The organism is Listeria weihenstephanensis (assembly GCF_003534205.1).
Lineage (GTDB): Bacteria > Bacillota > Bacilli > Lactobacillales > Listeriaceae > Listeria_A > Listeria_A weihenstephanensis.
The window spans coordinates 2,161,178-2,185,025 of the sequence record NZ_CP011102.1; the positions used below are offsets into that span (position 1 = coordinate 2,161,178).

The 23,848-nt window shown below is 40.3% G+C and carries 25 protein-coding genes; 10 read left to right on the forward strand and 15 right to left on the reverse strand.

Going from position 1 to position 23,848, the window contains the following annotated elements:
* Positions 1-361: 361 nt before the first annotated feature.
* Complete coding sequence (perR, locus tag UE46_RS10530) at positions 362-811, reverse strand: peroxide-responsive transcriptional repressor PerR (protein WP_036062718.1); 450 nt, start codon at positions 809-811, stop codon at positions 362-364.
* A gap of 107 nt (positions 812-918) precedes the next feature.
* Positions 919-1,863, reverse strand: a complete 945-nt coding sequence (locus tag UE46_RS10535) for a D-2-hydroxyacid dehydrogenase (RefSeq protein WP_118907601.1) — start codon at positions 1,861-1,863, stop codon at positions 919-921.
* Between the two features lie 143 nt (positions 1,864-2,006).
* Here UE46_RS10535 and UE46_RS10540 point away from each other — a divergent pair, with 143 nt between their 5' ends.
* Together UE46_RS10540 and UE46_RS10545 are read left to right on the forward strand one after the other, a co-directional pair.
* Positions 2,007-3,299 (forward strand): glutamate-1-semialdehyde 2,1-aminomutase, encoded by a 1,293-nt coding sequence (locus UE46_RS10540; RefSeq protein ID WP_036062720.1) that lies wholly within the window; start codon positions 2,007-2,009, stop codon positions 3,297-3,299.
* 94 nt (positions 3,300-3,393) lie between these two features.
* The gene (locus UE46_RS10545) at positions 3,394-4,479 is read left to right on the forward strand and encodes an FUSC family protein (protein WP_036062724.1); all 1,086 of its coding nucleotides are present in this window, start codon (positions 3,394-3,396) and stop codon (positions 4,477-4,479) included.
* Positions 4,480-4,500: 21 nt separating this feature from the next.
* On the opposite strand, the gene UE46_RS10550 is transcribed toward UE46_RS10545, so the two are convergent.
* Positions 4,501-4,872 carry a winged helix-turn-helix transcriptional regulator gene (locus tag UE46_RS10550; protein WP_036062726.1) on the reverse strand — a complete coding sequence of 124 codons (372 nt, stop codon included), beginning with the start codon at positions 4,870-4,872 and terminating at the stop codon, positions 4,501-4,503.
* A 114-nt stretch (positions 4,873-4,986) separates the two neighbouring features.
* Between UE46_RS10550 and UE46_RS10555 the strand changes: the two genes are divergently transcribed.
* Positions 4,987-5,655: an NAD(P)H-dependent oxidoreductase gene (locus UE46_RS10555; protein WP_036062728.1), complete on the forward strand. Its 669-nt coding sequence runs from the start codon at positions 4,987-4,989 to the stop codon at positions 5,653-5,655.
* Between the two features lie 64 nt (positions 5,656-5,719).
* Here UE46_RS10555 and ntdP read toward each other — a convergent pair whose 3' ends face one another.
* The 3 genes from ntdP to mutY form a co-directional block, all read right to left on the reverse strand.
* On the reverse strand, positions 5,720-6,247 hold the full coding sequence (ntdP, locus tag UE46_RS10560; protein WP_036062731.1) for a nucleoside tri-diphosphate phosphatase: 528 nt from the start codon (positions 6,245-6,247) through the stop codon (positions 5,720-5,722).
* A gap of 910 nt (positions 6,248-7,157) precedes the next feature.
* Positions 7,158-7,904 (reverse strand): enoyl-[acyl-carrier-protein] reductase FabL, encoded by a 747-nt coding sequence (gene fabL / locus UE46_RS10565; RefSeq protein WP_036062733.1) that lies wholly within the window; start codon positions 7,902-7,904, stop codon positions 7,158-7,160.
* Positions 7,901-8,977 carry an A/G-specific adenine glycosylase gene (gene mutY / locus UE46_RS10570; RefSeq protein WP_118907602.1) on the reverse strand — a complete coding sequence of 359 codons (1,077 nt, stop codon included), beginning with the start codon at positions 8,975-8,977 and terminating at the stop codon, positions 7,901-7,903. The genes fabL and mutY overlap by 4 nt, the downstream gene beginning before the upstream one ends.
* 290 nt (positions 8,978-9,267) lie before the next feature.
* Between mutY and UE46_RS10575 the strand changes: the two genes are divergently transcribed.
* Positions 9,268-10,248: a metal-dependent hydrolase gene (locus tag UE46_RS10575; protein ID WP_036062735.1), complete on the forward strand. Its 981-nt coding sequence runs from the start codon at positions 9,268-9,270 to the stop codon at positions 10,246-10,248.
* 245 nt (positions 10,249-10,493) lie between these two features.
* Here the strand turns inward: UE46_RS10575 and UE46_RS10580 are convergent, their stop codons facing one another.
* A complete protein-coding gene (locus UE46_RS10580; protein ID WP_036062738.1) occupies positions 10,494-10,721 on the reverse strand; it encodes a YfhJ family protein in 228 nt (75 codons plus the stop codon).
* Positions 10,721-11,533 (reverse strand): recombination regulator RecX, encoded by an 813-nt coding sequence (gene recX / locus UE46_RS10585; protein ID WP_036062740.1) that lies wholly within the window; start codon positions 11,531-11,533, stop codon positions 10,721-10,723. Before recX ends, UE46_RS10580 begins: the two co-directional genes overlap by 1 nt.
* Positions 11,534-11,638: 105 nt before the next feature.
* Here recX and UE46_RS10590 point away from each other — a divergent pair, with 105 nt between their 5' ends.
* On the forward strand, positions 11,639-12,532 hold the full coding sequence (locus UE46_RS10590; protein WP_036062742.1) for a TIGR01777 family oxidoreductase: 894 nt from the start codon (positions 11,639-11,641) through the stop codon (positions 12,530-12,532).
* A gap of 58 nt (positions 12,533-12,590) precedes the next feature.
* Here the strand turns inward: UE46_RS10590 and mprF are convergent, their stop codons facing one another.
* From mprF to UE46_RS10615, 5 genes are all read right to left on the reverse strand, one after another.
* The gene (gene mprF / locus UE46_RS10595; protein ID WP_036062744.1) at positions 12,591-15,197 is read right to left on the reverse strand and encodes a bifunctional lysylphosphatidylglycerol flippase/synthetase MprF; all 2,607 of its coding nucleotides are present in this window, start codon (positions 15,195-15,197) and stop codon (positions 12,591-12,593) included.
* Positions 15,198-15,230: 33 nt separating this feature from the next.
* A complete protein-coding gene (locus UE46_RS10600; protein WP_036062746.1) occupies positions 15,231-15,896 on the reverse strand; it encodes a VanZ family protein in 666 nt (221 codons plus the stop codon).
* 239 nt (positions 15,897-16,135) lie between these two features.
* Positions 16,136-16,606 (reverse strand): GNAT family N-acetyltransferase, encoded by a 471-nt coding sequence (locus tag UE46_RS10605; RefSeq protein WP_036062749.1) that lies wholly within the window; start codon positions 16,604-16,606, stop codon positions 16,136-16,138.
* Between the two features lie 21 nt (positions 16,607-16,627).
* Positions 16,628-18,001 carry a 23S rRNA (uracil(1939)-C(5))-methyltransferase RlmD gene (gene rlmD, locus UE46_RS10610; RefSeq protein ID WP_036062751.1) on the reverse strand — a complete coding sequence of 458 codons (1,374 nt, stop codon included), beginning with the start codon at positions 17,999-18,001 and terminating at the stop codon, positions 16,628-16,630.
* 30 nt (positions 18,002-18,031) lie between these two features.
* Positions 18,032-18,889 (reverse strand): YihY/virulence factor BrkB family protein, encoded by an 858-nt coding sequence (locus UE46_RS10615; protein ID WP_036062753.1) that lies wholly within the window; start codon positions 18,887-18,889, stop codon positions 18,032-18,034.
* A 96-nt stretch (positions 18,890-18,985) separates the two neighbouring features.
* On the opposite strand from UE46_RS10615, the gene UE46_RS10620 reads away from it, so the two are divergent.
* Positions 18,986-19,207 carry a DUF1128 domain-containing protein gene (locus UE46_RS10620; protein ID WP_036062754.1) on the forward strand — a complete coding sequence of 74 codons (222 nt, stop codon included), beginning with the start codon at positions 18,986-18,988 and terminating at the stop codon, positions 19,205-19,207.
* Here the strand turns inward: UE46_RS10620 and UE46_RS10625 are convergent.
* Together UE46_RS10625 and map are read right to left on the reverse strand one after the other, a co-directional pair.
* Positions 19,194-19,991: an AAC(3) family N-acetyltransferase gene (locus tag UE46_RS10625; RefSeq protein ID WP_118907603.1), complete on the reverse strand. Its 798-nt coding sequence runs from the start codon at positions 19,989-19,991 to the stop codon at positions 19,194-19,196. The two genes, UE46_RS10620 and UE46_RS10625, sit on opposite strands and share 14 nt — an antisense overlap.
* Before the next feature lie 69 nt (positions 19,992-20,060).
* The gene (map, locus tag UE46_RS10630) at positions 20,061-20,819 is read right to left on the reverse strand and encodes a type I methionyl aminopeptidase (RefSeq protein ID WP_036062856.1); all 759 of its coding nucleotides are present in this window, start codon (positions 20,817-20,819) and stop codon (positions 20,061-20,063) included.
* Positions 20,820-21,092: 273 nt separating this feature from the next.
* Between map and UE46_RS10635 the strand changes: the two genes are divergently transcribed.
* From UE46_RS10635 to UE46_RS10650, 4 genes are all read left to right on the forward strand, one after another.
* A complete protein-coding gene (locus UE46_RS10635; protein ID WP_036062755.1) occupies positions 21,093-21,542 on the forward strand; it encodes a flavodoxin in 450 nt (149 codons plus the stop codon).
* Positions 21,543-21,875: 333 nt separating this feature from the next.
* Positions 21,876-22,187, forward strand: a complete 312-nt coding sequence (locus UE46_RS10640) for a hypothetical protein (protein WP_036062756.1) — start codon at positions 21,876-21,878, stop codon at positions 22,185-22,187.
* 93 nt (positions 22,188-22,280) lie between these two features.
* On the forward strand, positions 22,281-22,517 hold the full coding sequence (locus tag UE46_RS10645; protein ID WP_036062758.1) for a hypothetical protein: 237 nt from the start codon (positions 22,281-22,283) through the stop codon (positions 22,515-22,517).
* A gap of 86 nt (positions 22,518-22,603) precedes the next feature.
* Positions 22,604-23,836, forward strand: a complete 1,233-nt coding sequence (locus UE46_RS10650; RefSeq protein ID WP_036062760.1) for an aminopeptidase — start codon at positions 22,604-22,606, stop codon at positions 23,834-23,836.
* Positions 23,837-23,848: the final 12 nt, after the last annotated feature.

A 23,848-nucleotide genomic window follows, 5' to 3' on the forward strand; every position in this document is an offset into this window, starting at 1 on the left:
TTGCTATCACTTATGTTGTTTTGTTTTTCGCGACTTTTAAATCATACCATTCAAGCACTTATCTGTCAACATTTTTTTATAATTTATTTTGTGATGTTTTTCTGTGTAAAAGTGTTGGTTAGTAGCGCCGAGAACTAATATATCAATTAATCTTACTAATGTCAACCAAGTTATGCATTTTATTTAATTTTTTTTTCGTTCTATACTTTAATTCCACAAAAATGTATGCATTAAACATTGCTGTGATGCCATTTATGATTTTATAAATTTTTTGCATAAAAATTTATAGTTTTATGCATTTCAAAAAAAGAAAACCACCAATTCTACTGAAATGATGGTTTTACTGGATGTATTTATAATTTCAAGTGTTTGATTTTGCTTTTTCTTGACACTCTGGACAAGTTCCATAGACTTCTAATCTATGTTTATTCACTTCGTATCCTGTAACACTAGCAGCAAAATGTTCCACTTCATCTAAACCTGGATAATGAAAATCTACAATTTTACCACATTCGTTGCAAATCGCATGGTAATGTTCGGATGTAGAAAAATCAAATCGGCTAGATGAATCGCCATATGGTAATTCTTTAATTAGTCCTGCTTCTCGGAATACGCGTAGATTATTGTAGACTGTAGCTACACTCATATTGGGGAAGTTCCCTTCAAGCGCTCTGTAAATCTCGTCGGCGGTAGGATGGGTATCGGCATTAATTAAGAATTCAAGTATAGCATGACGTTGAGGAGTTATTCTGACTCCAGTTTTTTTCAAGACATCTATTGCTTCTCGTAAATGAGAATTAGACACCGTCATGCACTCCTTTCTCGCTTAATTTAAATAGATTGTATACTACCACTATTCTACCGAACAAATGCTAGGTCTGTCAACATTAGGCTGTTATTGGTTTTTCTGCGCGCGGTTTAGTACCCTCTTTTTAAATTAATTGTATTTAATAATGGTTCTTTCTTTTGAAATTTTTCCATATTTTCTAGCCAGATCTCGAAACTTCTATAGAGATACTTCGGTGAAAGTGCTGATACGTGTGGGGTAATCGTTACGTTTGGGAAAGTCCACAGGGCATGATCGCTTGGTAATGGTTCTATTGGAGTTACATCTAGATACAGGTGATCAATGAGTTGCTGCTTGGCTACTTCTTGCAAGACTTCTTCTGAAACAGCGGATCCGCGACCTATATTAATAAATGCTGCTGTTTTTTTCATAGCCTCAAAATGAGCTCGTTGATATAGATTTATCGTTCCCTTGGTCTCGGGCAAAACGGATACTACAAAATCAGCATCGGGTAGAATGTCCTTTAGGTTTTCAATTGCAATTGCTTTATCGAAGGCTTTGGAAGGTTTACCACTCGTGTTGACACCGATAACGTTCATTTGGAAGACTTGGGCTAAATGAGATATTTGGCTTCCGATAGCACCTGTTCCAACGACGATGACTGTTTGTTCGGCTAATTCAAACGTCTCTATGGACCGGTCCCAGATTGATTTCGCTTGATTCGAGGCAAAATCGGATAGCTTTTTCACGTGAGATAACATGTACGCCATTGTGAATTCGGCCATCGGGATCGCGTGAATACCGCGAACATTGGTGACTATGATATTTTTTTCTTGAAGTTTTGCGTGAGGAAGTTCTTCTACGCCCGCTGAAAATACCATGAGCCAGCGCAATCCTTTTGCTTTTTCGAGAACTGCTTCTGTTATGTCTGAACCGTAGGACACGATGCAATCTATTTCCGCTAAATTTTCGTATAGTGCTATATCTTCTATGTAATTGTAAGTATGTTCGGGGAATTGTTGCTCTTGTTTTTGTTTTAAATCAGTTGGAATTGCCATTGTAAAAAGAATATTCAAATGTATCACTCCTCTTCTGTCCTTCTTATTTTAAACTCTTTTCGTGTCTTAAACAATCAACTTGCTTCTATATCATTGCAGTTCCTCTCCATTTACACTAAAATAAGAGAGGAAGTTATTTTATGAAGGAGATGTATTGAAAAATGAAACATTCTGAGTCAGAAAAATTACATACACAGGCGCTGGACTGTATTGTTGGTGGTGTGAATAGTCCTTCTCGTTCTTATAAAGGAGTTGGCGGTGGCGTCCCTGTTGCGATGGAACGTGCAAATGGTGCTTATTTTTGGGATGTGGACGGTAATAAATATATTGATTATTTGGCGGCTTACGGTCCGATCATTACGGGGCACGCACATCCGCATATTACAAAAGCTATTACACATGCGGCGGAAACTGGTATCTTATATGGAACACCTACACGCCATGAGGTTACGTTTGCGAACATGTTGAGAGAGGCTATTCCTTCCTTAGAGAAAGTTCGCTTTACCAATTCGGGAACAGAGGCTGTGATGACGACGATCCGGGTTGCTCGTGCTTTCACAGGTCGTGATAAAGTAATTAAATTTGCTGGTTCGTATCACGGGCATTTTGACTTGGTGTTGGTCGAGGCTGGTTCTGGACCTTCTACACTCGGTACGCCTGATTCGGCTGGGGTTACGACGGCGACTGCAAAAGAGGTAATCACGGTTCCTTTTAATGACATCACGAGTTTTAAAGAAGCTTTGCGCGTTTGGGGAGACCAAGTTGCGGCCGTTTTAGTCGAGCCGATTATTGGGAATTTCGGAATTGTTGGGCCGGTTCCTGGCTTTTTAGAAGAAGTTAATACATTAACGCACGATGCTGGTGCGCTCGTTATTTACGATGAAGTGATTACCGCGTTTCGTTTCATGTATGGTGGCGCGCAAAATTTGCTGCATGTAACACCTGATTTGACTGCCCTTGGAAAAATTATTGGTGGTGGTTTACCGATTGGCGCTTATGGTGGGCGAATCGATATTATGGAAAAAGTGGCACCGCTTGGCCCAGCATATCAAGCAGGAACGATGGCGGGAAATCCAGCTTCTATTCAGGCGGGAATTGCATGTTTGGAAGTTTTGCAGGAAGATGGGATATATGATCGCTTTGACAAATTCGGAGCTTCTCTGAAAAAAGGGATTTTAGATGCTGCGGAAAAACATCATATAACGATTACGATCAACCAGATTAAAGGCGCGCTTACTGTGTACTTCACGGATCAAGAAATTGTGACATATGCTGATGCGCAAGCGACAGATGGTGAGCAATTTGGCCAATTCTTTAAGTTGATGTTGAAAGAAGGAATTATGCTTGCTCCCTCCAAATATGAAGCTTGGTTCATTACTACAGCTCATACGCAGGCGGATATCGACGAAACAATCGCTGCTGTGGAACGCGTTTTTGCAAAAATGACGGCTTAATTTTGTTTGCAAAGTCCAATTTACGGATATATATAGAAGAAATGAGTTTAGGATAACCTGTACTCTAATACATGAAAGAAAGGAATAATCAGCGATGAAATTTGGGGCTAGGATTCTAAAAACAGGAATTGCGATTAGCTTAGCACTTTTTATTGCCCAACTTTGCCACTCCCCTTCGCCTTCTTTGGCAGGGATTTCGGCCATTTTCGCAGTGCAACCATCCATCTATCGGTCTTATTTAGAAATTTTGAAGCGAGGACAGGGTAATATTATTGGTGCTGCAATCGCGATTGGTTTCGGACTTTATATTGGTAATGACTTTATTTTAATCGGGGTCGCATCTATTATTTGTGTCGCTTTGCTAATTCAGTTTAAGCTTGAAAGCACGATTGGTCTTGCGCTTGTGACGTTGGTTATTGTGATGGACTCGCCAACAAATGACTTCTTGATGATTGCCCTCACTAGGTTTGGTACGATTATGCTGGGGCTTGTCGCGGCGTTTATTGTGAATCTCATTTTCTTGCCTCCCAAATATGAAGAAACGTTATTCCAATTTATTTACAGTACGAATGATGAGATTATGCGCTGGATTAAGCTTAATTTAAGGCACGCTGCTGATTTTCCACTCCTTAAGAAAGATATGAAGTGGATGCAAAAGCAAATTAAGCAAATGACGAGCTACTACGAGTTATATCAGGAAGAGCGAACTTTTCTGAGGCGAACGAGGGTTTCTAAATCACGAAAAATAGCGATCTACCGGCAAATGATCCTGTGTTCTCAAAAAGGTTATGAGTTGTTAAAAATACTGCACCGCTATGAAAATGACTTTTTACAGCTACCTCCTGATAAACAAGAGGTGATTCGCTGGCAAATTGATTATTTGACGGATACGCATGAGCAGCTTCTTTTAACGTATATTGATAAGGTTTCTGTGGATTTGCATTATGCAGAGAAACATTTGGCGCAAGACCCGCAAGATTTGATGCGGTTGTTCTTGAATGAAATGAAGGTTATTGATAAGGAAGACGATGATGAGGGCATTGATCAGTACCATTTAATGCGGATTATCGCTTGTGTCTTTGCTTATCAGGAAACAGTTGATTATCTGGAAAAATTAATGCATAGCTTCAAATTACGACATAATAAAGATAATAAAATTGATATCGATGTGCATGAATAAACGCGAAAAACCGAGTTAGCTTCAGAGCTGGCTCGGTTCTTTTATTTGGTTCGCGGTGATACGATTTTGACTGATTATTTGTTCATTCTTTATTCCCCAATCGCACATTACTTGGATGAGTGGCACCATCGAGATACCTAATTCGGTTAGACTGTACTCAACTTTTGGCGGAATCTGATGATATATTTTACGATGAACAACGCCGTCCTGCTCTAATTCTCGCAATTGTAATGTGAGCATGCGTTGTGTGATTTCTGGAATAAGCCGGCGAAACTCGTTGAAACGCGTGGTTCTTCTCATCAGGTGAGTCAAAATCTGTAATTTCCATTTGCCGCCGATCACGGAGGACGTAACATCTGCCCCACATGAAAATTCTGTTTTACGTTTTTGCATATTCAGCCTCCTTATAGTATTAAAAATGTGCCTATCTAACAAAAATGTGCATACTTCCTTTTTTAATTGTACTTGGTATACTTGAGAAGTCAAAAATTTAGGAGGAATATTCAGATGTCAACAAAACAAGAAATTATAAATGCATTTCACTACCGGTTCGCGTGTAAGGTATTCGATACAACGAAAAATATTTCTGATGAGGATTTCGAATTCATTTTGGAAACTGGGAGATTATCACCTTCTTCTTTCGGTTTGGAGCCTTGGAAGATCCTCGTTGTGGAAAACAAAACTTTGCGTCAAGAAATCATGCCACTTGCTTGGGGCGCACAAACGCAATTACCGACTGCTGACAAATTTTTAATTATCCTATCCCGCAAAAAAGAATCGTTGCTGCCTGAGTCAGATTATATTCAAAATCAAGTGAATCATGTTTTGGAAATGCCTGCTGAGGTTGCAGAGGCTTATACAGCACATTTCGGTAATTTTTTGAAGAATGATTTCGATTTGCTCGTAGATGATCGCCGCGTATTTGATTGGGCTAGTCGTCAAGCCTACTTAGCAATGGCAAACATGATGACGAGCGCTGCGGCCATTGGTATCGATTCTTGTCCGATTGAAGGATTCGATATGAAAGCTGTGGAGCAATTACTGGCTGATAAGAACGTGATAAATAGTGAAGAATTTGGGGTTTCTGCCATGTTAGCCTTTGGTTATCGTGCAAATCCACCAAGTCGTGATAAAAAGCGCCAATCATTAGAAACACTTATAGAAACGATTTACTAAACAAAAACACGTAAAACGAGATCTCCATTAAGAGAGCTTGTTTTACGTGTTTTTTACTACAATTTTAGCGATATTCTTTATACTTTTCATACCAAATGTCAATGTAATCTTTAGAAAATGGGCCTTTTTTGTCCAAAATCCAGTGAGATAATACATCTACATTGTGTCGCAGTATACGATCGATTGAGTCTGGATATTTCATCTGTCTTCTATGTTGTTCGTATTCGCCTTCATCTAGTAGATGGAATCGGCCGTCTGGAAAAACTTTAATATCCAGATCATAGTCAATATATTTGACCGCTTCCTCATCTGATGCAAAAGGCGTACCTAAGTTACAGTAGTGATAAATCCCGTCTTCTCGAATCATTGAAATCACATTAAACCAGTATTCACTGTGGAAATAGCAAATGGCAGGTTCGCGAGTCACCCATTTGCGACCGTCCGATTCTACCACTAGCGTGTGATCGTTTCCACCGATAATAACGTTTTCTGTCGATTTCAAGACAACTGTTTTTTTCCAAGTACGATGAAGTGATCCATCATGTTTGTAGCTCTTGATTTGAATAATTTCTTTCTCCTTAGGTAAGTACATCCGCTATCCTACTTTCTCCATGTACTATCGATCTAACATCCTTTTCCATTATAGCATGCAATACGCTGCAAAAAAACTGAAAAGGCTGATGAAAAGCTGAAACGGCTCGTTAGCTCCGACAAAAACTGGAGCAGCCGCAGTAAAAAGCCGCTCTTGCTTTTTATGGAGGGTGTGAAGTTTTCGAGAAGCTAGCCGTTGAAGCTGGATCTGAAAGCGCCAATCATGACGCAGTACATGGATTACATGCTCACTTTGTTCTCATGCATATTGAGACTCTAATTCAGCAAAAGATGCTTCATAAGAGTCTCAACAATTGTTAGGGGCGTAGAGAAAATCATCTTTTGATTTTTGCGGAGGCCACGAAATTTCCGAGAGGCTGGCTCTTGAAGCTAGATCTAGCGAAAAGCTAAGGAAGCCCGTTAGACCCGAAAAAATTTGTTAGGGGGCGCAGATAAATCCCTCTTTTAGATTTTTCGGAGGCCACGAAGATTTCGAGGGGCTGGCTTCCGAAGCTAGATCGCGAAATGATGATAAGTCAGCCCCAAAACCATTCTTGTACTAGTGATTGCCGAGCTTAAATAATCACAAAACTCAATGGGATTGCCCAATAACTACATGGATTCCTTATAAATATACAAACCAAAGCATTGCCAGCCTACTTAATTTTCTTTACTGTACAGAGACCTACCCGATTTTTACCAAATTATTTTTCCATCAACCTTCGAATCTCACTTCTACTTTGAGGATTAGCGAAGTAAAAAATTTTGATAATTTTTGTCCTCACTTTTTTCTTATAATCTGCTTTAAATTGTAATATTTTTATACATGGTTCAACTTCTTTTTCTAATTTTGTTGTATGCCTTGCCTAACTGCTCTTTAATTTTTTGTATACTCATAACTTATCTCTTCTTTAGAGCAGCAACGTTCTTCCGCCATCAACAACAATTGTCTGCCCGCGAATCATATCTGCCTGATCACTAATCAAGAATGACACAGCCTTCACTAAGTCCTGTGATTCTACCATTCGTCCAGCAGGTGTTTTCGCAACGGCATCGGCCAATAATTCTTCTCGATTCGGAAAATGATCCAACGCCTCCGTCTCAATCAGTCCGCCAGAAACGGCATTGACAGCAATTCCGAATGGCGCTAATTCAACAGCTAGGTAGCGCGTCAATGACTCCACCGCTGCTTTTGACACGCCAACCGTCGTATAGTTCTCTAAATAACGAATCGCGCCGACCGAACTTAGGCTCACGATCTTGCCTCCGCCGATTTTTTGCATCCGTTTCGCAGCTTCTTGACTTGCAAAAAGTAGCGCCTTAGCGTTGATATCCATCGTCCAATCCCAATGAGACTCGTTTAATTCCATAATCGGACGTAATACTCCACTTGCCGCGTTATTTACTAACACGTCAAGCCTTCCAAACGCTGCATCAATTTCTTCAAACATGCCTTTTATTTTTTCGACATCGCCCACATTGGCACGAACTAAAATTGCTTTTTGTCCCAGCGCTTCAATTTCTTTGGCCACTTCCTCCGCCTTACTTCTACTTCTCGCAAAATTTACCGCGATATCGTATCCTTGCTTCGCGAGTTCCAAAGCGATTTCCCGACCAATCCCTCGACTACTTCCCGTTATTAATGCTACTTTATTCATTGTATTTCCCCCTTTTGAAATGCTTGCCACATTTTTTGATATGGAACCGGAAAAGCTAAGTGTCCCATTTCTTCTTTTGTGACGGTTTTTAATTTTAAATCGACGGGTTGTGTTGTTATCGCTTGCGCTGCGAAAACGTCCACTTCCCAGACTAGATGTGAAAAGATGTGCTTGACGTGCGTTATTGGTTCTGGTTTGATTTGGAGCTCCATACCGTACTTTTGTAAAAAGGCTAGTTTTAGCGCTTCTTGATTATCTGATTGTTCGACCGTTGGAAATTGCCATAGATTAGCGAGCAATCCAGTGTCAGGGCGTTGTTCGATGATGAACTGATCCGCTCCTGTTTGCACAATAGCGCTTGAAAGGTACATTTTTTTAACTTTTGTTTTCTTTATTTTAACTGGATAAAGTTCTTCCTCACCCGCTTTGTGCGCTTCGCAAAACTCTTGTAACGGACACACAAGGCACATCGGCTTTTTCGGTGTACAAACGAGGGCTCCAATTTCCATCAAGCCTTGATTAAATTCACCAGGCTTTTCTGGATCAATTAGTTCGTAGAGCGCGGCTTCAAATTTCTTTCTGGTTTTCTGTTTCATGATGTCGTCGTCAATTTCAAGGACGCGTGAGATAACACGCATGACATTACCATCAACTGCTGGCTCTGGGCGTTCGTAAGCAATACTCAGAACTGCTCCTGCCGTATATGGCCCAACGCCTTTTAGTTCTAGGATATCGGTTAAATTATCTGGAACGACTCCATCCATCTCCTCGACAACCGTTTTCATCGCGGCTTGTAAATTACGCACCCTCGAATAATAGCCCAAACCTTCCCAAGCCTTTAAAATTCGCTCTTCAGGCGCCTCAGTGAAATCTTGCATTGTTGGGAACCAAGTCATGAATCGTTCAAAATATGGCATAACTGTGTCCACTTTTGTTTGTTGTAGCATGATTTCTGAAACCCAAATTCGGTACGGTTCGGTATTTTCGCGCCAAGGTAAAACGCGCTTATTCTTTTCATACCAGTCAATTAACGCTGTTCTAAATGTGACTATTTTTTCTTGTTTCCAATCCATCGTATATTACTCCTCGTTTTATGTGTATATTCTCATAGTTTTCTAATGAACGTTTTCCTAGGTTTTGTAGTATAATGTAGACAGGAAGAAAAATTCCTAGCCTTGATTTGGCACCGTTACTATTATACAGAATCAAGATGCGATTGGACAGCCAATTGCTTTAACGGAATTTTTCACAAATCATAAAATAAGATGCCGAGCCTTGTTTGAACAGACGTCAATATTGGCTTTTTGTTGTTGTTATAACACCGTGAACGGCATATCGTAACTTATTTTGAGGAGGAAATATCTTGGACACTGGCACACATGTTGTAATGGGAATTGCACTCGGCGCTGTAGCAACGGCAATCGACCCTGCTATCGTCGGTAGTTCCGCTGCCATAGGTATCATGACAGCCACTATTATTGGTTCACAAATACCGGACATTGATACTGTTCTAAAACTTAAAAATAATGCAGATTATATTCGTAATCACCGTGGGATCACACACTCCCTTCCAGGTCTTGCAATTTGGCCTCTTTTACTATCTTTCATTTTGTCACTCATTTTTCCAGCAGCACCGTTCTGGCATCTCTTGTTGTGGACGTTCGTCGCAGTCGCGTTCCATATCTTTGTCGATATTTTCAATGCATATGGAACACAGGCGTTAAGGCCATTTAAGGACACGTGGGTCGCTTTTGGATTTATCAATACTTTTGATATCTTCATCTTCGCCTCACATGTTGTAGCTATCATTATTTGGTTAATGGGCGCACCAGCTCTACCAACGTTCTTCACGCTTTACGCGATTCTGGCGGTTTATTATGTAGCAAGATTTATCACACAGAAAGTCATCACCCATGCTGTTAAAAATCTCATTCCTGATTCTGAGGAAATTATTGTCGCATCTACCATTCGCTTTTTCCAATGGCGCGTAGCTGTAACAACAAAAGATCACTATTATGTAGGTCGCGCTTTTAAACGCAATATCTCGATTTATGAGAAATTTGATCGTTTACCAGTTCCCGACAATGACATTATTCACGCAGCAATGAAAGATAAGAATCTAGCGGCATTTGTATCGTTTTCCAAAGTATATAACTGGCGGATTGAAGAAAAAATGGACGGCACCTACGTTACGTATACCGATTTAAGATATCGTAGCAATGGGCACTATCCATTCGTCGCAGTCGTTAAATTGGATGACGATCTAAATATCGAGTCTTCTTATACAGGTTGGATCTTTAGTGATGAAAAACTACACAAAAAATTGCATCCCGTAACAAATTGATCGCACATAAAAGACCTTCTCAGACTAAAACCGAGAAGGTCTTTTATATTTTATTGTTTTTATGTTTTATTGTAGACTCAGAAAAACCGCTCGACTTGATGATATCCCACCAAACCTCAGCGGGGCGACAAATGCTTAGATCCTAGGCAAAAGCGAGTACCGACGCGGAATGTACTCAGGTACATGAGCATCGGAACAGAGCTTTTAACGACAGAGATGAGCATTTATCGCCCCGCTGAGAGACTTTAGCGGGGTTTTCGTTCGACTAAGTGAAGCGATGCCCCGTGTTGCTTTATTTGCTTGGAAACATAATCATAGGCGTATTCCGTACCTCGATATGGGTAACCAGCTTTGGCGTATGTTGCTTCAAAATCAGTCCATAGCATTTCGACCCACCAAAGGGCTTCGTCTGGGGTTAGATTATCGTTTACCGCTAATAATTCAAGTTTTAACTTTTCAAAATAGGTTTGCATTAATCTTTCTCCTCTTCAAAATCTAATTCATTCTCACGCATATAATCTTGAATGATATCATAGGAGAATCCTTTTTGCAAGAGCGATGTGATCGTCTTCTGGCGGCACTTCCCTGGTCCGTAACGTCGATTTTTACGCAGTAACTTTTCTAATTGTTCACCGAGAATATCCTGCTCTTGCTCTTCCGAAAAATCTTCTAGAGCAATAGCGCTTGCTTCTTTTGCAAGGTCTGTGGTATAACCTTTTTGGATAAGTTCTGTGACTAATTTTTGTTGCAGTTGGCGTTTGGCCGATTTTCGACTTCTATTGACGATTTTGGCAGCTAGTTTTATGGCATTTTCAAGTTGATCATCGTCTTTAAAGTCAGCAAGGGCTTCTTCAATATAGTCGCGAATAATTCCTTTTGTCACGAGTTCACGCTCGATTTGGCGCGGCCCTTTTGTTGTCGTATTCACTTGCGTCCGAACGTAAAGATGAGCGAACTCTAAATCATTAATATACTTCATTTCGGCCAAGCGTTTAATAACCAGACTTATTTCATCAGGCTCCATCTCGGCTTTTGCAAGATGTGTGCGGATTTCTTTTTCTGAACGAACTCGATGCGCTAAATATTGAATCGCTTTGTTTAAACCACGGCGGATCGCATCCTCTTCTTGAATTTCAGCAAGTTCTTCATCCGTCAATTCACGATCCTTGAAAAGTTGGTATTTGGCAAGAACGACCTCGTCTACACTAAATAAATATTTCTCTGCAACAAAAACATTGTAACGCTCTTTATTTTTCTGTTGCTGTGAAATGGATGTTATTTTCATCGTCATCGCCTCCTATTCTATCTTCTTATCATACGCAATAAACCGTTTTAAAGCTATCTAAAAGGGAAAAGTATTATAAATCTATCACGTCAGGAGTGAACAAACATGAATATTTTAATGACAGGTGGCACTGGTTTTATCGGTAGTCATCTCGTACCAGCTCTTATTGATAATGGGCATACCGTCTATATTTTAACGCGTCAAGACAAGGAGGATACAAGGAAAATTCATTATCTCAAGTGGATGAATGGAGATACGCCTGATTTAAGTGGTATTTCTATTGATATATGTATAAATCTTGCGGGCGCTGCGATTGCTGATAAGCGTTGGACGGATAATCGGAAACAAGTCATATTGGAAAGTCGTGTCGATGCTACAACGGAACTCGTAAAAATCATTCATAATCTACAACCTAAACCGAAATTATTGCTAAATGCCAGCGCGATCGGTGTCTATCCAACCTCACAAACAACCTTTTTCTTGGATACCGAAGAACATGAAACAGCGGATAATTTCCTTGCTGAAACCGTTATTTCTTGGGAAAAAGCGGCACGTGCTTCTGGAATCAGGACTGTATTCACCCGCTTCGGTTTAATTTTAGGTACAGACGGTGGTTCCTTACCAGTACTCACAAAGCAGTTTTCCTTTTTGATTGGTGGACCGCTCGGCGATGGAAATCAATGGTATTCGTGGATTCATATTGACGATGTTGTTCGGGCGCTTTTATTTATTATCGAAAATGATAAACTGGAAGGCCCTATCAATATAACGGCACCACATCCTATTCAACAGAAAAAATTTGCAGAGCTATTAGGAGAAGCGATGAATCGACCTGCCAAAATTGCAGCCCCAGCTTCCATGATTCGCTTAGCAATGGGTGAGCGCGCGATGCTTATTTTAGAAGGGCAACGCGTCTATCCGCAAAAACTGCTGAATGAGAATTTCAGCTTTAAATTCCCCAAAATTGAGGATGCATTGGCGGACTTAATTAAAGAATAATAATAGGCGAAATAAGGCGCTTAGAAGATTAGCAAAACATCTTCTAAGCGCCTTATTTTTATTTCATTTCTTCAGATTCTGCGATGATTTCAATATCTTCATCAGGTATATCTTCTACAATTTGTTCTCGTGATAGTGGGCGTTTTTTCCCTACGAGAGCCATGAGTTGTAACATTGTAAAGGCGATCGAGCTACGTTTTCGGAACGCAACAAATTTTTGTACCCAAGTAGTCACGTATTTCGATTTGTAATTACGCAACCCTTGGAAACCATAGAATCCTTGGCTATAACGGTATACAAGTCCTGCAAGCCGCTCTCCTAAAAAGGCAAATTGTGAGGCCCCGACGTTCGAGAGTGGCGCCATACCTGCATTAAAAATCTGATAGCCGTCTTCTTGACCTTTTTGGAAAAGATTAATGAATAGGAAATCCATGATCCCACTCGGTGCATCTTTGCCGTAGCGCATTAAATCTATCGATGTCATTTCGTCATTATAACATGGCATCATAGAGGCAAAGGCAATGATTTCACCCTCTGCGTTTCGTGCAATCGCGATCGGAGCTTGTTCCAAGTAATAGACGTCAAAGTAACCGAGTGAAAAACCTTTTTCGCTTCTACCGTCTAGCCAGTCATCTGAAATATCACGCAAGCGCTGAATCGTCCGCTCGTCATAATCTGGTTCGATAATCTCAAAAGTATACCCTTCTCGCTCGAATTTATTCATTAGGGCACGTTCACCTTTTCGTTTTTTACCTGTCAACGTGAATTCTGGTAGAGATACGAAGCCTTCTTCCCCAATCTTCATGAAATCAAATCCATGATCGTGCAAGAATGCCAGCATATCCACATCTACCTCATAAAAGACAGGACGATAGCCAAATTTATCAGCGTATATCATTAATTCTTCTAGAGCATCTTCGAGATAGGCTTTATCTCCGACCGGTTCTCCCATAATGACCATTTTGTCGGCCTTGAGTCGGAATGGAAATACCATTTTGTCATCCTTTGCCCAGAATAATAATTTATCGCGCATAAACATGGTATGGCTTACTTCGTTACCTTTGTATTTTGCTAAATGTGCTCGTAAGCGTTTAGCATCAAATGGTTCACCAATCGTAGTGTTCGTCATGGAGAAATAGTAGAAGATAATAATCAGACTTATAATCGCAATGGCGACACCGATAAACCCTGTAATCCAAACATGTTCTGATGGAATCAAGAGATAGTCTGGAATCTTCTTGTGATGTGGTACTTTTGGTGAGTTGTAAATTCCAATCAAGGCATAACCGGCAATACAAGCAATAAATAGGACGCTGTCAAAAATAATCTTACTCCACGTGTAAACGAGCTTTTCACGATAAAATTCGTTCCGCGCCAAGTAAACGCAGAATAGGACGATTCCTAGAAATATTGCAGCTTTGATGGAAAATCCTTGTGCTAACGTGTTAAAAATAGCACAGCCTAACACTACGATTGTTGTCACGTAAGCTTTCGTCACTTTGCTTTCGATCCCGCGAGCTAAGCCCAAAAGCAGGAAACCAAAGGCGATCATCGTAATTTGTGATACGAAGAAAAGGCTGAACGGCGCTAATTTATAGAGTAATGGTAAATGATATATTGCGTTTGGGATAGCAGCAGAGATAATCAGCATCAACCCTGCGAAGTAAACAAAGATGACTAGAAAACGATGCGCTAACTTCTGTAAAAAGAGTTGTGGCAAGCCTTCTAAATAATCATTGAACTTCTTCCCTGCTTTTTGGACAAAGAATAATAATCCAGCAGCAAATGGGATGATGTAATAGAAAATACGGTAGAATAAAAGCCATGCAACACTTAAATCTGTCGGTACGCCAAGTGCTTCGAGTCCTAAAATCATGACTACATCAAATGTGCCCACACCACCAGGAACCATCGATGCTATCCCGATAACAGATGCGATAACGAATAATGGAAATACTTTTGCTACGTCGACTGGCTCGTTCATCAAAACACCGATGATGATAAAGCAACCGAATGCAAACGCCCACTCAAGTAATGAAGCGAGTACAAGTAATAGTTCTCGTTTTAACGGCAAGTCTTCAAATAAGGTTTTGCTTTTCCATTTTGTAACGAAGAATAAGATTGGGAAATATAAACCTCCCGCTAAGAGCCATGGCCAATAATTACGGAAATGGTCAGCGAATCCAGGAATGGTAAGTGTTACAAGGCCAACCAAGCAATAGATCGATAAGCCAGAAACGAGGAATAGCGCAATTTTTGAGATAGCTAAGAGAATTTGTTTATGATCGGCATTTTTTCCATAAAAGTTGGCACGTAACGAGGCTCCAAGTACACCGCCAAAGCCTCCGATATTCGTAAATGTATTCGTAATCCACCCTGAGGCGATAATGTGACTCGTCGGAAAAGTTCCCGGCAGGAGTTTTACGATCACAAAATCATAAATGAGCATTGGTGTTACAGCAAGCAACCCAACGACAATCATAATGATAATATTTTCTGGACTTTGCGATGTTAGATTGTCTTTTAACGCGCCAAAATCGGTGGTTGTTCCGATACTAATAACTTCGTACACAACAAACGCTAGTACAAAAACAACAAATATAATTTTAACCTTCGTACTATTTTGTTGGAACCATGTTACTAATTTTGCAAATTTTTCTTTCATTCTCTTTATCCCCTTTGCTTTTCCCGTTTTATCTTATTTTCGTTTTTTGCGTATGCTTGGTATACAGAACGCTACCAGAATGCCCAAAAGTCCACTCAGTGTATTTAAAATAATGTCATCTACATCTGTGGAGCGGTTCTCAGGAAGTGTTATACCGCTGAATCCTGTGATGACTGTCGTTTGTATGAATTGTATTAACTCGATCCCAGTAGAGACTAGAATCGCTGTCAGAAGCGCCGTCCAAACTCGTGTCACAATCTGAAAATAGAGTAAAAAGAAAGTTAATGGCGCTAGCAACAAAGCATTCCCAAGAAGTTGCACAAGTGTTGGCATCGTTGGTAAGGCCTGATGTATTGTGTTTTCAATCGTCGTAAATGGAACAAGATTCACCATTTCTCGCTGAATATGGAAATTTCCAGTGTAGGTGCTTTTTAAAATATCTCCTGCTGAAATATATGTAACTAAATGATGTAAAATAAATATATATATAATGAATACCGCGAGCCAAATAACATCTACAACATTCCGAATTGTTGCTTTACAAACAATAAAAACCGAGCAAACACCTAGTAAAATGCCGTTGAAAATCACATTAATTAGCTCTGCTTTGCTAGCAAAATCAATACCTAAGAAAATACCATACACCATATACAAGATCGGTATTAAGAGAACTAAAAATCGGATTTTATCATTTTTCATTATATCTGCCACGCTTTCTTCTCGACTATTGTCTACCTTAGTTTAACAAAAAACGCGACCAATGAAAAGCACTGTCGCGTTATCCAACCTTACATTATCGCAAGGTGGGGACTTGTGTATATGCGGGATGAATACAAACGCTTTCGCTCGATTTGTTTGAAGCGGAATGTACGTCTTACGCCAAAACCTCTTCGTTCGGCGACATTATCTTGCTTTGAGTTTTTTTATGTTGAAAACATTTATTTCATGGCTAATTCATAAACAAACTGTTCGCCGCGTGGGCCCATTATAGTGCGGTTTGTCTGGATGAAGCCGCTTTTTAGGTAGAGTTTTTGAGCTGGGATGTTCCGCTTGTTTACGGCTAGAACGACTGTTTTGATGGTTGGGAAATGGTGTTTTACGTAGTCGCTTAGTTGGGATAGAGATCGTGTGCCGTAGCCTTTTCCTTGTTTTGTGGAATCGATAGAATAGCCGCGCAAAAGCAAAGTATCAGGTGCTTCTGTGTAGATTTTTACGTCCTCGTCGTTGTCTAATACGAAAAATCCTACTAGTTGGTCTTGATCGTACATGAGTATGCAATGGTAACTTGATTTGTCAGCAGCTTTTGCGAGTAATTCTAATGGGTGTGCGCAGAATGTATCATCGGTTAGCGTATAGTTTTGGATAGCTTGTTGGGCTTCTTTTGTATAACTTTGCAATGTTAGTGTCACTCGTTATCACACCTTTTTCAATTAGAATTTTAAGTTTAATACCGTGACACTTTCCACGTGGGCCGTATGAGGGAACATGTCTAATGGTTGGATATACTTGATTTTATATTTTTTGGATAGTATTTGTAGATCGCGGGCAAGTGTGGATGGGTTACATGATACGTAGACGATTTGCTTCGCGTTTGTGCGTAGAATCGACTGTAGTAACTGGTCTTCACAACCTACTCGTGGTGGATCGACAACGATTGCATCGGGTTTGAATCCTGCTTTGATCCATTTCGGGAAAACTTCCTCTGCTTTTCCTGTTTCAAACGTTATATTCGTGATTCCCGCACGAGTTGCATTCGCTTTGGCATCTTCAATGGATTCTGCGATGGTGTCCATACCACGAACTTCTGCTGCTTTGCCTGCTAAGGAAAGTCCAATCGTTCCAACGCCACAATAGGCATCCACGATTTTTTCATTACCTGTTAAGCGGATGGCGCGTGCTACTTCTCGGTACAATTTCTCCGTTTGCGATGGATTTAGTTGGAAAAAGGCACGTGCGGATAGATCAAATTCGATTTCGCCTAATTTTTCGGTGATCTTTTCTTTCCCTGCTAAAAATAATGTTTCTTCTCCGAAAATTAAAGACGTCTTTTCTTGGTTGACGTTCTGCATGATTGACACAACTTCTGGAATTGTCGCTTGGATTCGTTCGATTAGTTCACGTTTACGAGGTAATTTTTTACTATTCGTTACTAGAACGAGTTGAATTTCGCCAGTTTTAATACCTGTACGAACGACGATTGTACGGACAATACCGCTGTTACGCTGTTCTTCGTAGATTGGAATATCCAGCTCCTCTAAAAGATCACGAACAAGGTTGGTCACTTTGACTGTGTCTGGATGCTGCACAACGCAGTTTTCAATTGGAACAAGTTCGTGACTTTCAGCTCCAAATAAGCCGGCTTCGACTGTGTCATCGATTTCGCGTACTTGAAATTGGCTCTTATTACGGTAGCCCCATGGATTTCCCATTCCGATCGTATCGCGAATCTGAATTTGATCTGCTGGAAATTGAGTATGTTTTTCAAGAGATTGCACGATCAAATCTTTTTTCATTTTTAATTGTTCCGCGTAGGCTAAATGTTGTAATTGACACCCACCGCATGCGTCGTATACTGGGCATGGTGGATTTACGCGATGTGGTGATTCTTTACGAATTTTGCGGATTTTTGCTTCTGTGTAACGAGGGTTTACTTTCGTTGCTTCCACCACGACTTCCTCGCCTGTTAATGCGCCTGTTACGAATACGACGGATCTTTTGAAATAGCCGATGCCTTCGCCGTTAATACCGATTCGTTTAATTGTCAGCGGGAATTGTTGACCTTCTGTTACTGGATTTTCGCTCAAAATATTCTCTCCTTTGTTAACTGTTGAATTTTAATTGATCTCTCCAACTAGCTTCTTCTGCCTTAATATGCTTAATGTAGCGTTGATTTCGCCACCTATCATCAAAATAACGCCTGTGAGGTAAAACCATAGCATCAAAATAATAATGACTCCGATACTGCCATATGTTGCTGAGTAATTCGCAAAATTATTGACGTAATAGGCAAATCCCATCGAGGCAATCGCCCAGCCGAGTGATGCAAATACGGCTCCTGGTAGAATACTGATAAGCTTGCTTCTCCTATTTGGTGCGATCCAATAAATAAAGGAGAACACGACAAAGATCACAGCAAGCGTCACGACCCAACGGAAATTATTCCACGTATCGAGCGTCTCTTTAGAAACATTGAGATGATTGAAAATAAACATCCCGATTTGTTGTCCGAACACGACGAGTAAAAGCGTTACAACGACGACAGCGAGCATTCCCAATGTGAAAACCATTGACAGCAAGCGTTTAATAATGTAACTTCTCCGATCCTTCACACCATACGCTTTATTCAGCGCTTTTGTCGTTGCATTCATTCCATTAGAGGCCGACCACAACGTCCCAATGATACCAATGGAAAGAATCCCTCCCGAGTTGCTATTTAAAAGTTGGTCCAAATTGGAGTTAATGAAATCGTAAATCTCCTCTGGTACAAACTGTTTAATCGTTGTAAAAAGCTGCTCTTGATCAATCTGAAAATATGGAAGCAAAGAGGCCACAATAAGTAAGATTGGAAAAATCGAAAAAAGCATATAATACGCAAGCTGGGCCGCGCTTCCTGATACATCATTCTTTGTAAAACGATTACTCACGACCATACAAAAGCGAAATAAACGATTATTTTGTATTTTTTTTAGCATCTCTTTCCCCCTTTCTTTCCAAATACAGATACTAACTCTGGCGCCACTCTTGTCTTTATGCTACAATTTTTGAAGTATGAAAGGAAGTGCCTACTTATGAATTTAGAAAATCCGACGCAGGAAAATGTTGCGTTTATGTTAACTGAAATTACGACAAAATTAAAAATGGTTAATGCGTCCGTCTTTGAAAATCTAACTCTAGACGCCATTCATTATGAGTCTTTGCTTGATATTTATACGCTCATTCACCGCAAAAATAATATTAGCATGCGTGAAATGCAACTTTTTGCAGAGGAACTGAGTACTATTCGGAAATAACATCAGACGCATAATCAACCAGACGACACATATCAAATATTTTTGTAGGCGCACCAGCAAGCGTTGTCGGCTGGTGTGCCGTTTCGCGTTCATATTGACGCCCAATCGAGATAAATGCATCACTATTATAAGCTAGTTCATCATATTTCTGCCAAACTTTCGTCCCGTTCACCATCATTGGCGATTGCTCCTGTTGAATGCGGAATTTTTTCGCCCGATGCTCTGCGAGATGCAGCGACGTATTTTTATCATGATCGACACCAAACAACACAATTTTTGCTTGCAGTTCATATAACCGACCTAACGGAGATTGCTCGCCGAAGCCAAAATTAAGCGCATGTTTCTCTGTGATAAACGCAGCATCGCTTCCCCACGCGCAAAAAGAATATTTCGGATGAGAACTCCGCTTTACATCTTTCATTTTGCGAAAGGTCTCTGGAATTACGCCCATAAAAAAAGTCGGCGTCTCCTCAGGATCATAGGCAGGCATCTCGGCATATATCGTCGACCACCATTCTTTAGGAACAGCAGGATTACGCCATTTTGCAGGATCGGAAACATTGCTACTTTGTGCTGGTATAACTAGATTACCTTGTTTCGTCACAGCCTGTTGAAAAGCTTTAATTATCGCAACCCCACCGCCACAAACCCAGCCAGCTTGACCGAGTGCAGAATGAAGAATCACGGTATCTCCTTTTGTAATGCCTAAGTTATGTAGTTCCTTACTGATCGAATCCACCGTATGTGGCACCTTTGATCTATGAATGGCTCTTTTTTCTCCCATATAAACTTCTCCCTTTACCATCAAAAAAGTTAGGTGTGTCGCGTTCATTGCAACACACCTAAGTCTTATTTAGTCATTTTCGCCTTGATATGTTAAAATTTCTGGGCCATCTTTTGTAATCGCAATGGTGTGCTCATACTGTGCTGAAAGAGATCCATCAGCGGTACGTGCTGTCCAACCGTTATCATCCATTTTCGCTTTCCAACCGCCTGTGTTTACCATTGGCTCGATCGTGATAACCATACCTTCTTTCAAACGTGGGCCTTTGCCTGCAGCGCCGAAATGAGGTACTTCGGGTTTTTCGTGCAATGTTGGGCCAACGCCGTGACCGATAAATTCGCGAACAACAGATAATTTCTCTGCTTCCACATAGGTTTGAATAGCATGGCCGATGTCACCGATTCGGCTTCCAACTTGTGCTTGTTCGATACCAAGATATAACGATTTACGAGTGACTTCCATCAGGCGCTCTGCTTCTGGAGATACTTGTCCAACGCCGTATGTCCAGGCTGAATCAGCAAGTGCACCGTGGAAATTAACAACCATATCTACCGTGATAATGTCACCTTCATTCAGGATTTGCTTACGTGGGAAACCATGACAAATTTCGTCATTAATACTCGCACAGGTAGCAAATTCATAGCCTTCGAACCCTTTTTGCTCTGGTGTCGCACCTTGCTTGCGTAAAAATTCTTCTGTGAACACCTCTAAATCCCAGCTTGTAATACCAGGTTTAATTAGTTTTTTAATTTCTTTATGGGTCGCAACGAGGATTTCTCCCGCGCGTTTCATTTCATCAATTTCGCGTCTTGATTTTAATGTAATCATTTTTTCCATCCCTTCTCTTTCCTATCCTTAAAATATCTAAGTTTGGGTTCCAACTAGAAATTCTCACTTCTACCATTATAGCTTTATTCGCCTCATTTTGAAAGTAAGAATATGCCGTTTTTGCTAAATTTAACGGAATTTCTTGCAGTTTTTCTGAAATTCTTTATAATGGAAGTATTAGTGAATGATGAAACAAGCATATTCCGCGTTTGCAAGTGTGCTTTTTTTAGCGTATTAACTTAGAACTTAAGGAAAGAAATGGTGATGTATATAATGGCAAAAGTAATGATCGTATATGCCAGCATGACTGGTAATACAGAAGAAATAGCAGATATCCTTGGCGAAGAACTAGAAAAATATGATATTGAGGTCGAAATTGAGGAGTGTATCTCGGTTGAACCTGAGAAATTATTAGAATATGATGGCGCGCTAATTGGCGGCTACACGTATGATGACGGTGAACTTCCTGATGAGTTTGTTGATTTTTATGAGGATATGTCCGACGTTGATTTTTCTGGTAAAGTTTGCGCCTCATTCGGTTCTGGCGATACGTTCTACGATGAGTTTTGCTTAACTGTAGACCTTGTTGAAAAGCGTTTGAAAGAACAAGGCGCGACGGTTCCTGTAGAAGGCTTGAAAGTGGATTTAGATCCTGATGAAGACGATGTTGTTCGCGCGGAAGCTTACGCTAAAACGTTTGCTGATGCCTTACTAGGTAAATAAATGTAGACTGTATGCACAAACCATCATAGGTTTGTGCATTTTTTGTATATCTCCCAAGTTGTCTTCATCCGGCGGAATTACGAATATGCAAAAAAGTTTCAAAATGATTTTTTACATTCTTTGCTATGAACAGCTGTATCTGTTCTCCTGCAATGATTTCCCTTGTTAAAACAGCAAAACTAAAAAAATGTAGAACCTTTCTAAAAAACTTTTTTCAGCGTCTAAAATCACGTGGCATCCGTCATAAATCAATTTTACAATTTCGGATGTAGTAGACGCTCTGTTTTGGATATGTTACTGTTACTATATGACCTAGTTAGAAGGAGTGTTACCATGACTTTCAATGAATTTTCTGTCTATATGACGGAAAACTTAACTGCCCGAGAAAGCTTTTATGAAAAGGCACTCGAATTTCAGAATGAGAAAAATAAGAAACGTCCACCTGCTAAACGCTGGAAACAAGTGAAATTAGATCGCGCGGTCAATGCAATGTGGCAAGGTATTATGAAAACAATGTATGATAAAATAAAACCATCGATTAAGCGCGATGCACCAGATTTGCGCCAAGCTTGGTTAGATTATTTTACGAAATATGGTATCTTAGAATCCATGGATGAGGCGCTCAGTGAGATTGAGTTTGAATAATGACAAGCGGAAACACCGCAAGAAAAAACCACCTTTATTTTTTGTGGAGGACATGAAGTTTTTGAGGAGCTGGCGGCTTACGTCAGATCGCAAATGAAGATGATAGATGATTACTGTATTGGCAACAAGCTACTTCTTGCCACTTCCAAGCGATGTGGCTGTTTTCACTGTCTACAAATTTTTGATCCGCGTGAAATTACGATGTGGTTGGACGCGGAGGATACGGCAATTTGCCCATTCTGCTCTATCGATGCTGTTCTACCTGAATTAGACGAGCTTCCAATCTCTGTTGACTTTTTGACAGAGTTGCATCAAGAATGGTTTGAATAAATGTTCCCGTGAAAGCGTCGCAACAGTTGCTTTACGCTTTTTTTTAGGATACAATGCTTTTATCGAATAGAAGAGGGGTGCTACATATGGCAACATTTAATGAGAAATTAGAAAAATATGCAGAATTAATCGTCAAGGTTGGGGTAAATATTCAACCCAATCAGAAAGTAGTAATTAATAGTTCCGTTGAAAGCGCACCACTAAGCCGTTTACTTACTAAAAAAGCATATGAAGCTGGCGCAAGTGACGTTATTATTAACTGGGCGGATGACGAAATCACATTACTTCGCTACCAAAATTCACCGCTTGAAATCTTTGAACAAGCGCCACTTCATCGTGCCGCTGAACGCATCGAACTTGCTGGTGAGAACGCAGCATTTGTATCGATTGTTTCTGAAAATCCAGACCTTTTAAAAGGTGTAGATGGTCAAAAAATCGCTGCAAACCAAAAAGCAATGGGACAAGCGCTTGAGAAGTTCCGCCAAATGATTCAGTCGAACGCGATTAGTTGGACGGTGGTCGGTGCTGCATCTGAAGGTTGGGCTGCAAAAGTCTTCCCTAATCTTCCACAAAGCGAGCAAGTTGCTACGTTATGGGAAACTATTTTTGAAACGACGCGTATTAACACCGCTGATCCTATTCAAACGTGGAAAACACATGATGAAACATTGAATAGTAAAGCAGCTTATCTAAATGACCAACAGTATACGGCGCTTCATTACACAGCTCCTGACACTGATTTGACAATTGGTCTACCGGAAAACCATGTTTGGGTTGGTGCTGGTAGCTATAATAAACAAGGTAAAGAATTCATGGCAAATATGCCGACAGAAGAAGTTTTCTCTTGCGCTCAAAAAGATAAGGTAAATGGTTATGTATCTAGTACAAAACCGCTTAGCTATGCTGGAAATATCATTGATAAATTTAAAATCACCTTTAAAGATGGTCGAATTGTGGATGTGGTAGCAGAACAAGGAGAAGAAATTCTAAAAGATCTAGTCGCAACGGATGAAGGCTCGCATTACTTAGGCGAAGTGGCACTAGTTCCAGATCCATCTCCTATTTCTCAATCTGGAATTTTATTCTACAATACGTTGTTTGATGAAAATGCATCGAATCACTTAGCAATTGGTAGTGCGTATGCATTTAATATTAAAGGTGGCGAAGATATGAGCCGTGAAGAACTAGAGAAAGCTGGAGTCAATTCAAGTATGACTCACGTTGATTTCATGATTGGTTCTGACCAAATGAATATTGACGGCATTACAAAAACTGGCGAAAAAGTGCCTGTTTTCCGTAATGGTGATTGGGCATTTTAATATCGCCTGAGT